The organism is Clavibacter michiganensis subsp. insidiosus (genome assembly GCF_002240565.1).
In the GTDB taxonomy this organism is placed as follows: domain Bacteria; phylum Actinomycetota; class Actinomycetes; order Actinomycetales; family Microbacteriaceae; genus Clavibacter; species Clavibacter insidiosus.
The window spans coordinates 2,925,537-2,939,076 of record NZ_MZMO01000001.1 but is presented as its reverse complement, the minus strand read 5'-3'; the positions used below and the strand labels follow the sequence as shown (position 1 = coordinate 2,939,076).

At 73.2% G+C, this 13,540-nt stretch carries 13 protein-coding genes; 7 read left to right on the top strand and 6 right to left on the bottom strand.

All coding sequences use genetic code 11. From position 1 onward, the window contains the following. Positions 1 to 8: 8 nt before the first annotated feature. The 4 genes from B5P21_RS14160 to B5P21_RS14145 form a co-directional block, all read right to left on the bottom strand. A complete protein-coding gene (locus B5P21_RS14160) occupies positions 9 to 800 on the bottom strand; it encodes a DUF2510 domain-containing protein (protein ID WP_045526647.1) in 792 nt (263 codons plus the stop codon). Between the two features lie 120 nt (positions 801 to 920). Further along, positions 921 to 3,410 (bottom strand): excinuclease ABC subunit UvrA, encoded by a 2,490-nt coding sequence (locus tag B5P21_RS14155; RefSeq protein WP_094171306.1) that lies wholly within the window; start codon positions 3,408 to 3,410, stop codon positions 921 to 923. 111 nt (positions 3,411 to 3,521) lie between these two features. Further along, positions 3,522 to 3,734 carry a hypothetical protein gene (locus B5P21_RS14150; RefSeq protein WP_086521079.1) on the bottom strand — a complete coding sequence of 71 codons (213 nt, stop codon included), beginning with the start codon at positions 3,732 to 3,734 and terminating at the stop codon, positions 3,522 to 3,524. A gap of 233 nt (positions 3,735 to 3,967) precedes the next feature. Further along, positions 3,968 to 5,011: a sigma-70 family RNA polymerase sigma factor gene (locus tag B5P21_RS14145; RefSeq protein WP_015489296.1), complete on the bottom strand. Its 1,044-nt coding sequence runs from the start codon at positions 5,009 to 5,011 to the stop codon at positions 3,968 to 3,970. Between the two features lie 316 nt (positions 5,012 to 5,327). Between B5P21_RS14145 and B5P21_RS14140 the strand changes: the two genes are divergently transcribed. From B5P21_RS14140 to ccsB, 5 genes are read left to right on the top strand one after another with little or no spacing between them, the layout of a single operon-like run. Then, complete coding sequence (locus B5P21_RS14140; RefSeq protein WP_045526651.1) at positions 5,328 to 5,972, top strand: histidine phosphatase family protein; 645 nt, start codon at positions 5,328 to 5,330, stop codon at positions 5,970 to 5,972. Beyond that, entirely contained in the window at positions 5,972 to 6,580 is a 609-nt protein-coding gene (locus tag B5P21_RS14135; protein WP_045526653.1) for a TlpA family protein disulfide reductase, read from the top strand. The genes B5P21_RS14140 and B5P21_RS14135 overlap by 1 nt, the downstream gene beginning before the upstream one ends. Beyond that, the gene (locus B5P21_RS14130; protein ID WP_045526654.1) at positions 6,581 to 7,321 is read left to right on the top strand and encodes a cytochrome c biogenesis CcdA family protein; all 741 of its coding nucleotides are present in this window, start codon (positions 6,581 to 6,583) and stop codon (positions 7,319 to 7,321) included. Then, positions 7,305 to 8,951, top strand: coding sequence for a cytochrome c biogenesis protein ResB (gene resB / locus B5P21_RS14125; RefSeq protein WP_094171305.1), 1,647 nt, complete (start codon positions 7,305 to 7,307; stop codon positions 8,949 to 8,951). The genes B5P21_RS14130 and resB overlap by 17 nt, the downstream gene beginning before the upstream one ends. Further along, positions 8,948 to 9,973, top strand: a complete 1,026-nt coding sequence (gene ccsB, locus B5P21_RS14120) for a c-type cytochrome biogenesis protein CcsB (protein WP_045526656.1) — start codon at positions 8,948 to 8,950, stop codon at positions 9,971 to 9,973. Before resB ends, ccsB begins: the two co-directional genes overlap by 4 nt. A 30-nt stretch (positions 9,974 to 10,003) precedes the next feature. Here ccsB and B5P21_RS14115 read toward each other — a convergent pair whose 3' ends face one another. Further along, the gene (locus tag B5P21_RS14115) at positions 10,004 to 10,987 is read right to left on the bottom strand and encodes an o-succinylbenzoate synthase (RefSeq protein WP_045526657.1); all 984 of its coding nucleotides are present in this window, start codon (positions 10,985 to 10,987) and stop codon (positions 10,004 to 10,006) included. 54 nt (positions 10,988 to 11,041) lie between these two features. Between B5P21_RS14115 and B5P21_RS14110 the strand changes: the two genes are divergently transcribed. Both B5P21_RS14110 and B5P21_RS14105 read left to right on the top strand, forming a co-directional pair. Beyond that, positions 11,042 to 11,953, top strand: a complete 912-nt coding sequence (locus B5P21_RS14110; RefSeq protein WP_045526658.1) for a 1,4-dihydroxy-2-naphthoyl-CoA synthase — start codon at positions 11,042 to 11,044, stop codon at positions 11,951 to 11,953. A gap of 19 nt (positions 11,954 to 11,972) precedes the next feature. After that, positions 11,973 to 13,157 (top strand): AMP-binding protein, encoded by a 1,185-nt coding sequence (locus tag B5P21_RS14105; protein ID WP_045526659.1) that lies wholly within the window; start codon positions 11,973 to 11,975, stop codon positions 13,155 to 13,157. A gap of 99 nt (positions 13,158 to 13,256) precedes the next feature. Here B5P21_RS14105 and B5P21_RS14100 read toward each other — a convergent pair whose 3' ends face one another. Further along, entirely contained in the window at positions 13,257 to 13,430 is a 174-nt protein-coding gene (locus B5P21_RS14100) for a CsbD family protein (protein WP_015489305.1), read from the bottom strand. Between the last annotated feature and the right edge of the window lie 110 nt (positions 13,431 to 13,540).

The following is a 13,540-nucleotide window of genomic DNA, read 5'->3' as shown; positions in this document are numbered from 1 at the left end:
CCTCCCGATCAGTAGCGGGTGGGCCCGTACATCTGCATCACGCTGATGAACGCGTCGACCCACTTGACGACCGCGACGAACAGGACGATCGCGGTGATGCCGACCCACAGCCAGAGCGGCGCGAGCACGCGGCTCGGGTTCCCGGTGATGCGGCGACGGACGATGACGGACCGTCCGATGACGTAGACGCCGGAGCCGAGGAACGTCCATGCCCAGTGGAACGGGCGGACGATGCCGCGCTGACCGAGGTCGCGCCAGTCGAAGTACGCGACCGCGACGTTGGCGCCGTAGACGAGGAAGGCCACGAGGTTCGCTACGAGGTAGCCGGCGCTGAGACCGAGGTCGGGTGACATGGCGCCGCGGCCGTACTGCATGGGGGTCATGGTCTGCCGGAGGTCGAGGCCCAGGATCAAGAAGAGCGAGATGACGGGCAGCGCCGCGAGGACCCAGATCGCCCAGGTGAACGGGGACGTGGACGCGGGCACCTGCGGGGGAGGGGTCGGGGCGGCGTACGGCGTCGGCGCGTACCCGGCCTGCGAGTAGGGCTGCTGCGCGTACGCCTGACCGTGGGCCTGCTGACCGTACGCCGGCGGCGCCGAGGCGGGAGCGGCCGGCGCCTCCGGGGCCACGTGACCGGAGGCCCGAGCGGCGGCGGGCTCGGCGGCCGCGGCGCTCGCCGCAGGCGCATCCGCCAGGTGGTCGGTCCAGCGCGTGCCGTCCCACCAGCGCAGGCGGTCGGATCCCGCGGGGTCCGCGTACCAGCCCGCGGGAGTGGAGGGCGTTCCGGTCGAGTCAGTCACGAGGTGCTCCTAGGGGACGTGCGGGATGGGGGCGAGCGCGTCGGACGCGCCGGGGCGCGACCGACAAGAGGTCAGACTACCCACGTCGCGCTGGGCCCGCGCCGTCCCGCGCGACCCGGCTCAGGAGGCGTCGAGCCGCCGCGCCAGGTACGGCGCCGTGCGGCTCCCGGCGGTGTCGGCGACCTCGCGCGGGGTGCCCTGCGCGACGATCCGCCCGCCCTGGTCGCCGCCCGACGGCCCGAGGTCGATCACGCGGTCGGCGTCCGCCACCACGTCCATCTCGTGCTCCACCACGACGACCGTGCTGCCCGCGTCCACGAGCCCCTGCAGCTGGCGGAGGAGGAGCACCACGTCGGCCGGGTGCAGGCCCGTCGTCGGTTCATCGAGGAGGTAGAGGGTGTGGCCGCGCGGCGCGCGCTGCAGCTCGGTGGCCAGCTTGATCCGCTGCGCCTCGCCGCCCGACAGCTCGGTGGCGGGCTGCCCGAGCCGCAAGTAGCCGAGCCCCACGTCGCGGAGCGTCGCGAGGGCGCGCGCGGCGAGCGGCACGTCGGCGAGGAAGCCGTGCGCCTCGTCCACCGTCATCGCGAGGACGTCGGCGATCGACTTCCCATGGTGCTCGATCTCCAGGGTCGCCGGCTCGTACCTCGCGCCGTGGCACGTGGGGCACGGCCCGTAGGAGCCGGGGAGGAAGAGGAGCTCGACGGTGACGGATCCCTCGCCCTGGCACGTCTCGCAGCGCCCGCCGGCGACGTTGAACGAGAACCGCCCTGCTCCGTAGCCGCGGGCGCGCGCCTCGTCGGTGGACGCGTAGGTGCGCCGGACCGCGTCGAAGAGCCCCGTGTAGGTGGCGAGCGTCGAGCGCGGCGTGCGGCCGATCGGGCGCTGGTCCACGGACACGAGCCGGTCGACGGCGTCGGCCCCCTCGACCCGGGCGATCCGCGCGGGGCCCGACGCGTCGTCGTCGCCGTCCGCGTCGTCGGAGGTCTCGACCACCACGCGGTCGGGCGCGAGCGACGCGCGCAGCAGGTCGGGCAGCACGCGGCTCACGAGCGTCGACTTGCCGGATCCGGAGACGCCCGTCACCGCGACCATCACGCCGAGCGGGATCTCGACGTCGAGGTCCACGAGGTTGTGCAGCGTCACGCCCGTCGCCCGGATGCTCCCGGTCGGCGTGCGCGGCGTGCGGTCCACCCGCGCCGGCGCGAGGTCGGGGAAGAGGTGCGGCCGGGTCGCCGAGGCCTCCACCTCGCGGAGCCCGTGGACGGGACCGCTGTAGACGACGGATCCGCCCGCCTGCCCCGCGCCCGGCCCCACGTCCACGATCCAGTCGGACCGCCGGACGACGTCCATGTCGTGCTCGACCACGAACACGGAGTTGCCGGAGTCGCGCAGCTGCTCGAGCACCTCGAGGAGCGGCTCCGCGTCGGCCGGGTGCAGCCCCGCCGACGGCTCGTCGAGCACGTAGACGACCCCGAACAGGCCCGACCGCAGCTGCGTCGCGAGCCGCAGCCGCTGCATCTCGCCCGGGGAGAGCGTCGTGGTGACGCGGCCGAGGCTGAGGTAGCCGAGCCCGAGGTCCACGAGCACGGCGAGGCGCGCGACGAGGTCGGTCGTGATGGTCACGGCCACGTCGCCCATGCCGTCCGTCGGGGCGATGGCCGTCGCGAGGTCCGCGAGCGTCAGCGCGTTGAGCTCCTGGATGCTGCGGCCCGCGAAGGTCACGGCCAGCGCCTCGGGCGTGAGCCCGCTGCCGCCGCACCGCTCGCACGTCCCCGAGACCATGTGCGCGAGCGCCGCCTCGCGCAGGCGCGGGCTCGCGGAGTCGGCGAGCGTGTGCAGCACGTAGGAGCGCGCGCTCCAGAACCGCCCGTTGTAGGGCTTCGCCACGCGGTCGCGCTGCGGCGTGATCTGCACCACCGGCTGCTCCTCCGTGAAGAGCAGCCAGTCCCGCGCGTCCTGCGGCAGCTCGCGCCACGGCACGTCCACGTCGTGCCCGAGCGCGATGACGATGTCGCGCAGGTTCTTGCCCTGCCACGCGCCGGGCCATGCGGCGACGGCGCCCTCGCGGATGGTGAGCGACGGATCCGGCACGAGCGACGCCTCGGGCACGGTGTGCGCGACGCCCAGGCCGTGGCAGACCGGGCACGCGCCCGCGGCGGTGTTCGGCGAGAAGGCGTCGGAGTCGAGGCGGCCCTGGCCCGCGGGGTAGGTGCCGGCGCGCGACATGAGCATGCGCAGCGAGTTGGAGAGCGTGGTGACGGTGCCGACGGTCGAGCGCGTGCTCGGGGCGCCGCGGCGCTGCTGCAGCGCGACCGCGGGCGGCAGGCCGGTGATGCTCTCGACGTGCGGCGTCTGCTCCTGCCGGATCAGCCGGCGCGCGTACGGCGCCACCGACTCGAAGAACCGGCGCTGCGCCTCGGCGTAGACGGTGCCGAACGCGAGCGACGACTTGCCGGATCCCGAGACGCCCGTGAAGGCGACGATCCGGTCGCGCGGGATGTCGACGTCCACGTCGCGGAGCGTGTTCTCGGACGCTCCCCGCACCCGGACGAATCCGTCGGCGCGGTCGTCGGGGGCGGATGCGGGCGGGTGGATCTCGGGGGAAGGCACCTGCTCGACCCTAGGCCTGCGCGCACGGGATCGTCGATCCGGTGCGTGCGCAGGCGGGAGGTGGTACGGAGCCCGGGCGGGCCGGCCGGTGCGCCCGCCCGGGAGGCTGGATCAGCCGAGCGCGCCGCGCGCCTCCTGCAGCGTCGGGAAGTCCCCGACGTCGCGGCCGAGCCGGTCGGTGACGTGGAAGCCCGCGCCCCACCGCTCCTCGGAGAGCCCCGCGAACTCGTCGCCGCGTCGGGCGACCCAGAGCCCCGCGGCGACGGGGGACCAGCTGATGCCGGGGATGTCGGTCTGGCCGGGTGCGGCCTGCGTGAGAGCCATTGCTCCTCCTTCTCCGCGGCTCGTCGTCGAGCCCGCGTGCTGTCGTCGTCGACGGGGATGCGCGTCGCGACGCCGTCCGATGGGATGGAACCCGACTGTATGCGCACAAACGACTAGTGGGCGTTCTTCCGGGCGGATCCGGAGCTTGGGGCCGTCGCCGGACATCCCGACGGCCGCGCACGACGGAGGGCCGCCCGCGCTCACGCTGACGGCCCTCTCGCGTCGCGACGGGATCAGCCGCGGATGTAGGTCTCCAGCTCCGGGATGCGGAGCTTGGCGAGCACCTTCTTCTCGATCTGGCGCACGCGCTCGCGTGTCACGCCGAGCTGCTGGCTCACGAAGGCGAGCGAGCGCGGCTCGAGGCCGGCGAGGCCGAAGCGCATCCGCACGACCTCGGCGTCGCGCTCGGCGAGCCCGTCGATGAGGCGCATGACGTGCGCGGCCATGAGCTGCTGCGTCACCACGTCGATGGGCTGCGTGACGTCCGCGTCCTCGATGAGGTCGGCCATCTCGGTGTCGCCGTCGCCGCCGCTGCCGCCCACCAGGACCTGCAGCGACATGGGCTCCTGCGCGCGGTCGAGCAGGTAGCGCACCTTCGTGACGGGCGTGTCCGACTCGCGCGCGATCTCCTCCATGGAGGGGTCGCGGCCGAGCTCGACGGCGAGCTCGCGCTGCACCGCGTTGATGCGGTTGATGTGCTCGACCGTGTGCACGGGGATCCGGATGGTGCGGCTCGTGTCGGCCATGCCGCGGGTGATGGACTGCTTGATCCACCAGGACGCGTAGGTCGAGAACTTGAAGCCGGCCTGGTAGTCGAACTTCTCGACTGCCCGGACGAGGCCCATGTTGCCCTCCTGGATCAGGTCCAGGAACGGCAGGCCGCGGCCCGTGTAGCGCTTGGCGATGCTGACGACGAGGCGCAGGTTCGCGTTCACGAGGTGCTGCTTGGCGCGCATCCCGTCCTGCGCCAGCGTCTGGTACTCGCGGCGCTCGGCAGAGGTCAGGTCGGTGCGGGTGTCGAGGACCTCCTGCGACAGCACGCCCACCTCGATGCGGCGGGCCACGGTCACCTCCTGCTCGGCGGTGAGCAGCGGCACGCGGCCGATCTGGCGGAGGTAGTCCTTGACGGCGTCGGTGCTGGCGCCGGGGGTGACGAGCGACGGCTCGGGGAGGTCGGAGTCCGCGTACGGATCGACGGGACGGACGGACTCGACCTGGTCGAGCTCGGTGTCGGAGGTGGTCTCGGCGGCCGTGGGCCTGGTCGGTGTCATCGTCATGGTGCCCGTTCCTTCCGTGCCGTCGCGGACGGCATCGTCATGCGGGCCCGCGTCCGTGGGACGGGGGTCTCTGCGAGGTCCCGATGTCCACGGGGCTCTCTCCGGGAGGCCGGATCACGACCTCGAGCACCTAACTTAGCGTGCGATTCCTTTGGGGCCCAATCGTTCGTATACGCGCGTAACATCCGGTCGACGCCGGTCTCGAGAGGCCGACCCCCGCCGGTGTACCCGATCGTATTGGGGACGAACGATTAGCGCAGGGGGTTGCGCTCGTTCCTCGGCGGTTGTACATCTCCTCGCCACCTACACTTGACGGGTGGTCGCCTCACGAATCCATCTCGTCCGTCACGGCGAGGTGCACAATCCGCACGGGATCCTCTACGGACGCATCCCCGGGTACGGCCTCTCCGAGCTCGGCCACCGCATGGCGGACGCCGCGGCGCGCGCGCTCGAGGAGGAGGGCGCTCCTGTCAACCGCGTCATCGCCTCCCCGCTCCAGCGCGCGCAGGAGTCCGCCGCCCCGTGGGCCGAGCGCTTCGCCCTCGAGGTCGCCACCGACGAGCGCGTCATCGAGCCCACCAACCGCTTCGAGGGATCCCAGTTCCCCTCGCCCGCGCGCATCGCGCGCTCGCCGCGCCTCTGGCCGCTGGTCGTCGACCCCGTGAAGCCCAGCTGGGGCGAGTCCTACCGCTCCATCGCCGCGCGCATGGCGGAGGCTGTGAAGGCCGCGCACCGCTCCGTGCCCGACGGCGACGTCGTCATCGTCAGCCACCAGCTGCCCATCTGGATGGTGCACCTCTCCCTCGCGGGCGAGCGCCTCTTCCACGATCCGCGGCAGCGCCGCTGCGCCCTGTCGAGCATCACGACGGTGGAGCGCGTCGGCGACCGCTTCGTCGAGACGGGCTACATCGACGCGGCTGCCGGGCTCGCCGCCGACGCCGTCGACCAGGGGGCGGTCTGATGCCCGGCGTGAGCCGTCGCAGCGTCCTCGCCGCCGCCGCGTCCACCGCGCTGGCCGCGTTCGCCCTCTCGGGCTGCACCGAGGATCCGCTCGCCGCCGAGTTCAAGGCCGGCGACAACAAGCGCTACATCGCCGGCGACGGCACGTTCACCGAGGTCCCGCTCGCCGAGCGCGCGGCTCCCGTCGACTTCTCCGGCACGCTGTCCGACGGCACGGAGATCACCTCCGCCGACTACATCGGATCCGTCACGGTCCTCAACTTCTGGTACGCCGAGTGCCCGCCCTGCCGCCTCGAGGCGAAGGACCTGCAGGCCGCGAACGAGGAGCACGCGGCGGACGGCGTCAAGTTCCTCGGCGTCAACACCCGCGACCAGCGCCCGAACGTCGACTCCTTCGACAAGACGTACGGCATCACCTACCCGTCCGTCCTCGATGTCGAGGACACCTCCATGCAGCTCGCGTTCGCCGGCACCATCGCCCCGAACGCCGTGCCCGCCACCCTCGTCCTCGACCGCCAGGGGCGCGTCGCCTCGCGCGTGCTCGGGCAGATCGACCCCGGGGTGCTCCGCACGCTGGTGAAGGACACCGTCGCCGAGGCGGCGGGGTAGGTGGACCAGATCCAGAGCGTCCTCTCCGGCCAGCTCCTCGTCGCGGTGCCGCTCGCGCTGCTCGCGGGCCTGGTCTCGTTCGCGTCGCCCTGCGTGCTGCCGCTCGTGCCCGGCTACCTCGGGTACATCGGCGGCATGGCCGAGGCGAAGGGCGGATCCGCGACGCGTCGCCGCCTGCTCATCGGCACGGCGCTGTTCGTGCTCGGCTTCTCCGCCGTCTTCATCGTCACGACGCTCGTCTCCGCGACGGCCGGGTTCTGGCTCATGCGCTGGCAGGACGTCATCACGCGGATCCTCGGCGTCGTCCTCATCGTGATGGGGCTCGTGTTCACCGGCCGGCTCGGCTTCCTGCAGCGGCAGGTCAAGAGCTCGTGGCGCCCGGCGACCGGGCTCGCGGGGGCGCCGCTCCTCGGGGTCGTGTTCGGCATCGGCTGGGCGCCCTGCATCGGCCCGACCCTCGCCGTCGTCATCTCCATGAGCCTCACGTCGGCCGACGCGGGCCGCGGCGTGCTCCTCGGGGTCGCCTACTGCATCGGGCTCGGCGTGCCGTTCCTCCTCGTGGCCCTCGGCCTCGGCTGGATGACGCGCACCGTCGGGTTCCTCCGCCGCCACATCCGCACCGTCAACCTCGTCGGGGGAGCGCTGCTGGTCGTCACCGGCGTGCTCATGGTCTCCGGCCTCTGGTCGGCGTGGATGCTCCAGCTCCAGGGGGTGATCGCCACGTATGTCCCGGCCATCTGACCACGTCGACTCCCCGCGGCAGGCGCCGCGCGATCCAGCGCCCATCACGCAGCCCAAGCTCGGGTTCCTCGGCACCCTGCGCTGGTTCTGGCGGCAGCTCACGAGCATGCGCACGGCGCTGTTCCTGCTGCTGCTGCTCGCGTTCGCGGCGATCCCCGGATCCCTCGTGCCGCAGCGCAGCTCCGACCCGAACGGCGTCACGCAGTTCCGCGCCGACAACCCCGACCTGTTCCCGGTCCTCGACAAGCTGCAGGTGTTCGACACCTACAGCTCGGTGTGGTTCTCCTCCATCTACCTGCTGTTGTTCATCAGCCTCATCGGCTGCGTCGTGCCGCGCGCCAAGCACCACTTCGACGCGCTCCGCCAGGCGCCGCCCAAGACGCCCGCGCGGCTCTCGCGCCTCGCCGGGTACACGACGCGCACCACCACCGCGGATCCGGTCGACGCCATCCGCCAAGCCCGCGCGCTGCTCAAGCGCCAGCGGTACCGCACGGTCCTCGTCGACGACGCGTCGGCCGCGGGCGGCGTGCTCTCGGTCTCGGCCGAGCGGGGCTACCTGCGCGAGACCGGCAACCTCGTCTTCCACTCGGCGCTCGTCGGGATCCTCATCACCGTCGGCATCGGCGGCGGCTTCGGCTACTCCGGGCAGAAGGTGCTCGTCGAGGGGCAGTCGTTCGTCAACACGCTGTCGACGTTCGACTCGTTCAACCCGGGTCGGTTCTTCGACGACTCGGCCCTCACCCCGTACCGCGTGAAGCTGAACGCGCTGCACGTGCAGTACGAGCAGGAGAACCCGAACGCCATCGGCCAGCCGCTCGACTTCACGGCCGACGTGACCGCCGACGTGCCCGGCGGCCAGCCGCAGGACCGCGAGGTCAAGGTCAACGACCCGCTCGCCATCGGGGGCACCGACATGTACCTGCTCGGCAACGGCTACGCGCCGCACGTGACGGTGCGGGATCCCGCCGGCACCGTCGTGTACAGCGCCGACGTGCCGTTCCTCCCGCAGGACGCGAAGCTCACGTCGCTCGGCGTCGTCAAGGTGCCGGACGGCCTGCGCGAGCAGGTCGGCATGCTCGGCTTCTTCTACCCGACGCAGGGCGCGGAGAAGGCGCCGTTCTTCTCCTCCTACCCCGACCGCGACAACCCGCTGCTGACGCTCAACGTCTACACGGGCGACCTCGGGATCGACGGGGGCGTGCCCACGTCGGTCTACACGCTCGACACGGGGAACCTGACGCAGCTCACCGGCGGCAAGACCGGCGTCCAGTCCATCGAGCTCGCCCCCGGCCAGACGACGGACCTGCCGAACGGCCTCGGCAGCGTGAGCCTCGATGCCGTCCCGCGCTTCGTCTCGTTCGACGTGCACCACGACCCGACGCAGCGCTGGGTGCTGCTGTTCGCGATCCTCGTGCTCGGCGGCCTGCTCACGTCCCTCTTCGTGCCGCGCCGGCGCGTGTGGGTCAAGGCGGTGCCGCAGGCCGACGGATCCACCACCCTCGAGTACGCCGGGCTCGCCCGCGGCGAGGACCCCACGCTGGAGGCCGCGGTCGCGGCGCTGGCGGACAAGCACGTGGCGGGCCTCCCGCCTGCCGCGGTGTCAGATGCAGAAGTTAGGCTCCACTCGTGAACACGGCCATGCTCGACGACGTCTCCCTCATCGCGCTCCTCGTCGCGATGGGCCTCTACGCGGCCGCGTTCATCGCGTTCGCCCTCGACCTCGCGCGGCGCTCCGCGCTCGTGGCGGACGCCGCCACCGTCGCGGCGCGCCAGCCCTCCGCGGTCGGCGCCACCGCCGCGCGCCGGGGCGGCACCGCCACCCTCGAGCGGGAGCCCGGGTCCTCCGACCGCGACCGCGTCGCCGCCGGGCCGGACGCGCCCGTCGCCGCGGGCCGGTCCGTGAGCCTCAACGTCGCCATGGTGCTGCTCGTCGTCGGGTTCGTCGCCCACGCGGTCGCCACCGTGCTCCGGGGTCTCGCCGCCTCGCGCGTGCCGTGGGCCAACATGTACGAGTTCGCCATGACGGGCACGCTGCTCATCCTCAGCGTCTACCTCATCGTGCTCACGCGCCGCGACCTGCGCTTCCTCGGCACGTTCGTCACCGGGCTCATCCTCATCCTGCTGGGCATCGCGGTCGTCCAGTACCGCGTCGAGGTGGCGCCGCTGCCGCCGTCGCTGCAGTCGTACTGGCTCGTGATCCATGTCTTCGTCGCCGCGCTCGGCACCGGGTTCTTCGCCCTGGCCTTCGCGCTCTCGGGCGTGCAGCTCCTGCAGTTCCGGCGCGAGTCGCTCGCGGCCGACGCGCAGTCCATGAAGATGCGCTTCCTCGCGACGCTGCCCGACTCGGTCACGCTCGAGTCGATGGCGTACCGCCTGAACATCGTGGGCTTCATCTTCTGGACCTTCACGCTCATGGCCGGAGCCGTCTGGGCCGAGCGCGCGTGGGGGCGCTACTGGGGGTGGGACACCAAGGAGGTCTGGACCTTCATCATCTGGGTGCTCTACGCCGGGTACATCCACGCGCGGGCCACGCGCGGCTGGCGCGGGTCGCGCTCGGCGTGGCTGGCCATCATCGGGTTCTCCGCCGTCATGTTCAACTTCGGCGTCGTGAACGTGTTCTTCAAGGGACTGCACACCTACAGCGGGCTGTAGGCCGCGCTCGGCCTGCTGACGCCCGCCGCCTCAGGCGCGGGCGAGCACGGCGTGCGTGCGGCGGATCCGGTCGAGCCACCGGTCGCGGCGATCGGCATCGGCCGCGTGGACGTCGAGGAGCCGCGCGTCGGGCGTGACGCGCCGCACGGGGATCCGGCCGTCGACCGGCACGAGCGGGTCGGCGACGACGTCCTCGACGAAGAGCGAGACGGTGCCGAGGCCGCAGTCGTGCGGCAGCTCGGGGATCGCCGCGGCGAGGTGCGCGGCCATCGCGATCCCGACGCTCGTGTCGAGCGCGCTCGAGACCACCACGGGCAGGCCGGCGTCCCGCGTGATCCGCAGCGCGCGGTGGATCCCGCCGAGCGGCTGCGCCTTGATCACGAGCAGGTCCGCGGCGCCGGCCCGGGCGACCCGCAGCGGGTCATCGGCCTTGCGGACGCTCTCGTCGGCGGCGACGGGCACGCCCAGGTGGCGGATCCGCCCGCGCAGCTCGGCGAGCTCCTCCACCGACGCGCACGGCTGCTCCACGTACTCGAGGTCGTGCTCGGCGAGGGCGTGGATCGCGTGCTCGGCCTCGTCGACGTTCCAGGCGGCGTTCGCGTCGATGCGCACGCGCCTCTCCGGCCCGAGCAGCCGGCGCACCTCGGCGACGCGCGCCACGTCGTCCGCGAGCGTGGTGCCGCGTTCGGCGACCTTGACCTTCGCGGTGCGGCAGCCGGGGAACCGGGCCAGCACCTCGGCGACGCGCTCGGGCGGGATCGCCGGGATCGTCGCGTTCACGAGCACGTGGTCGCGGATCGGCGCGGGCGGCTGGGTCCAGCCGAAGTCGATCGCGGCCGCGAGCCAGGCGGCGGATTCGGCGTCGTCGTACTCGACGAACGGCGAGAACTCCGTCCAGCCGAGCGGGCCCTCGATCAGCACGGCCTCGCGCACGTCGAGGCCGCGGAAGCGCGTGCGGAGGGGGAGGGCGACGACGCGGGCGGTGGCGAGGAGGTCGTCCAGGGCGGGGAGCATGGGTCCAGCCTCGCACCCGCGGGCACCCGGCGGGGCGCCGCCTAGGCTGGACGCATGGTGAAGCAGGTCTCCGACATCCACGATCCCACGCGCTGGCGCGACGTCCCCCTCGCGGAGGGCTTCACCGACATCACGTACCACCACGACCTCACGGGCCGCATCGCCCGCATCGCGTTCGACCGGCCCGAGGTGCGCAACGCCTTCCGCCCGCGCACGGTCGACGAGCTGTACCAGGCGCTCGACGACGCGCGGCAGGATCCGCGCATCGGCGTCGTGCTCCTCACCGGCAACGGCCCCAGCCTGAAGGACGGCGGCTGGGCGTTCTGCAGCGGCGGCGACCAGCGGATCCGCGGACGCGACGGCTACAAGTACGCCGAGGGCGAGACGGCCGAGGGCGTCGACCCGGCACGCGCCGGACGCCTGCACATCCTCGAGGTGCAGCGCCTGATCCGCTTCATGCCGAAGGTCGTCATCGCGGTCGTCCCCGGCTGGGCCGCGGGTGGCGGGCACTCGCTGCACGTCGTGTGCGACCTCACGATCGCCTCGGCCGAGCACGGCCGCTTCAAGCAGACCGACGCGGACGTCGGCTCGTTCGACGGCGGGTACGGATCCGCGTACTTCGCCCGCCAGGTCGGCCAGAAGGCCGCGCGCGAGGTGTTCTTCCTCGCCGAGGAGCACAGCGCCCAGCGCATGCACGAGATGGGCGCCGTGAACCGCGTCGTGCCGCACGCCGAGCTCGAGGCGACCGCGCTGGAGTGGGCCGAGACGATCCTCGGGAAGTCGCCGACCGCGATCCGCATGCTCAAGTTCGCCTTCAACGCGGTCGACGACGGCATGGTCGGCCAGCAGGTCTTCGCGGGGGAGGCCACGCGCCTCGCCTACGGCACCGACGAGGCCGTCGAGGGGCGCGACTCCTTCCTCGAGAAGCGCGCGCCCGACTGGTCGCCGTTCCCGTGGCAGTTCTGATCCGCGCGGCAGCGCTCCCGTGAGGCGCCTCGAGCGGCTGACCGCGTCCGGCGCCGACGTGGTGCCGCTCCTCCGCGCGGCGCTCGCGGGGGACGGCCCGGCGCTGCTCGCGCGCCCGGTGGACGCGCCCGTGGCCGTCGGGGATCCGCCGCCGCCGGCCGAGGTCGAGCGACGCGTCGCGCTCGTGGTCGAGACGAGCGGCACCACCTCCCGCCCCAAGCGCGTCGCGCTGTCGTCGGACGCGCTGCTGGCGAGCGCCGCGGCGTCGCAGGCGGCGCTCGGGGCGCCCGGGCAGTGGATCCTCGCGCTCCCCACCCACTACATCGCCGGCCTCCAGGTGCTCGTGCGCTCGATCGCGGCGGGCGCGGCGCCGGCGGTCCTCGGGGCGGGGAGCTTCGACCCGCGCGCGTTCGCGGAGCTGGCCGCGTCGCTGGACGCGCGCGTCGCCCGGTACACGTCGCTCGTGCCGACGCAGCTGCACCGGCTGGTCGAAGCGGCGGAGGGCGACCCCGGCGACGCCGCCCGCCGCGTCCGCGACGCCGTCCGTCGCCTCGACGCGATCCTCGTGGGCGGCCAGGCGACCCCGCCGCACCTGGTCGACCGCGCGGCCGCGCTGGGCTGGCGCGTGGTGCGCACCTACGGATCCAGCGAGACCGCGGGCGGCTGCGTGTACGACGGCGTGCCGGTCGCGACGGCCGAGGTCGCGGTCGTCGACGGCCAGGTCGAGCTCGCCGGCCCGATGCTCGCGGAGGGCTACCTCGGCGACCCGGCCGCGACCGACGCCGCGTTCGGCGAGCACGACGGCCGCCGCTGGTACCGCACCGGCGACGGCGGCGACCTGGTCGACGGCGTGCTGCGGATCACCGGGCGGCTCGACGACGTCGTGATCTCCGGGGGCGAGAAGCTGCGGCTCACCGCGGTGGAGGAGGCGGTCCGGTCGATGGTCGCGTGGGCGCCGCGTCTCGGCGAGGCGGTCGCGGTGCCCGGCGAGCACCCGGGCTGGGGGCAGCGGCCGGTCGTGTTCGCGCCCGGGACCGTGGATCCGGAGCTCGCCGAGCGCGTGCGCCGCGAGCTGGCCGCGCGCCTGGGCCGCGTCGCGGGATCCGCGGTCGTCCGCGGCATCGACGCCCTGCCGACGCTGCCGTCCGGCAAGCCCGACCGCCGGGCGCTGCGGGCGCGGGCCGACGCGGATCCGCGCGGCTGACGCGTCTCGCGATCCGCTCGAACGGCCCGGGCATGACGAGGGGCCGGATGCTCGGCATCCGGCCCCTCGCCTCTCAGGAGGGACGTCCCTCCGGAAGTCCTACTTCTTGAAGACGTCCTTCACGTTCTCGCCGGCCTGCTTGGCGCTTGCCCCGGCCTGCTTCGCCTCGCCTTCGGCGACCTTGCTGTCGTCGCCGGTCAGCTTCCCGAAGGCCTCCTCGGCCTTCCCCGCGAGCTTCTCGCCGGTGTTCTGGGCCTTGTCATCCGCACTCATATGCGCTCCTTCGTTCGGTGGATGGGACGTCTCCGACGCTACGCCCGCCCGCCGTCGGCGTCACCCCCTCCCACCGGACGCACGGGCGGGCGCCGCCCGGGGATCCCGCG

Excerpts from the sequence above, each read along its gene's own strand:
- B5P21_RS14150 (WP_086521079.1), bottom strand. The coding sequence starts at position 3,734 with ATGGCTCTCACGCAGGCCGCACCCGGCCAGACCGACATCCCCGGCATC.
- B5P21_RS14145 (WP_015489296.1), bottom strand. The coding sequence starts at position 5,011 with ATGACGATGACACCGACCAGGCCCACGGCCGCCGAGACCACCTCCGAC.
- B5P21_RS14135 (WP_045526653.1), top strand. The coding sequence starts at position 5,972 with ATGCCCGGCGTGAGCCGTCGCAGCGTCCTCGCCGCCGCCGCGTCCACC.
- resB (WP_094171305.1), top strand. The coding sequence starts at position 7,305 with ATGTCCCGGCCATCTGACCACGTCGACTCCCCGCGGCAGGCGCCGCGC.
- B5P21_RS14115 (WP_045526657.1), bottom strand. The coding sequence starts at position 10,987 with ATGCTCCCCGCCCTGGACGACCTCCTCGCCACCGCCCGCGTCGTCGCC.
- B5P21_RS14110 (WP_045526658.1), top strand. The coding sequence starts at position 11,042 with ATGGTGAAGCAGGTCTCCGACATCCACGATCCCACGCGCTGGCGCGAC.
- B5P21_RS14100 (WP_015489305.1), bottom strand. The coding sequence starts at position 13,430 with ATGAGTGCGGATGACAAGGCCCAGAACACCGGCGAGAAGCTCGCGGGG.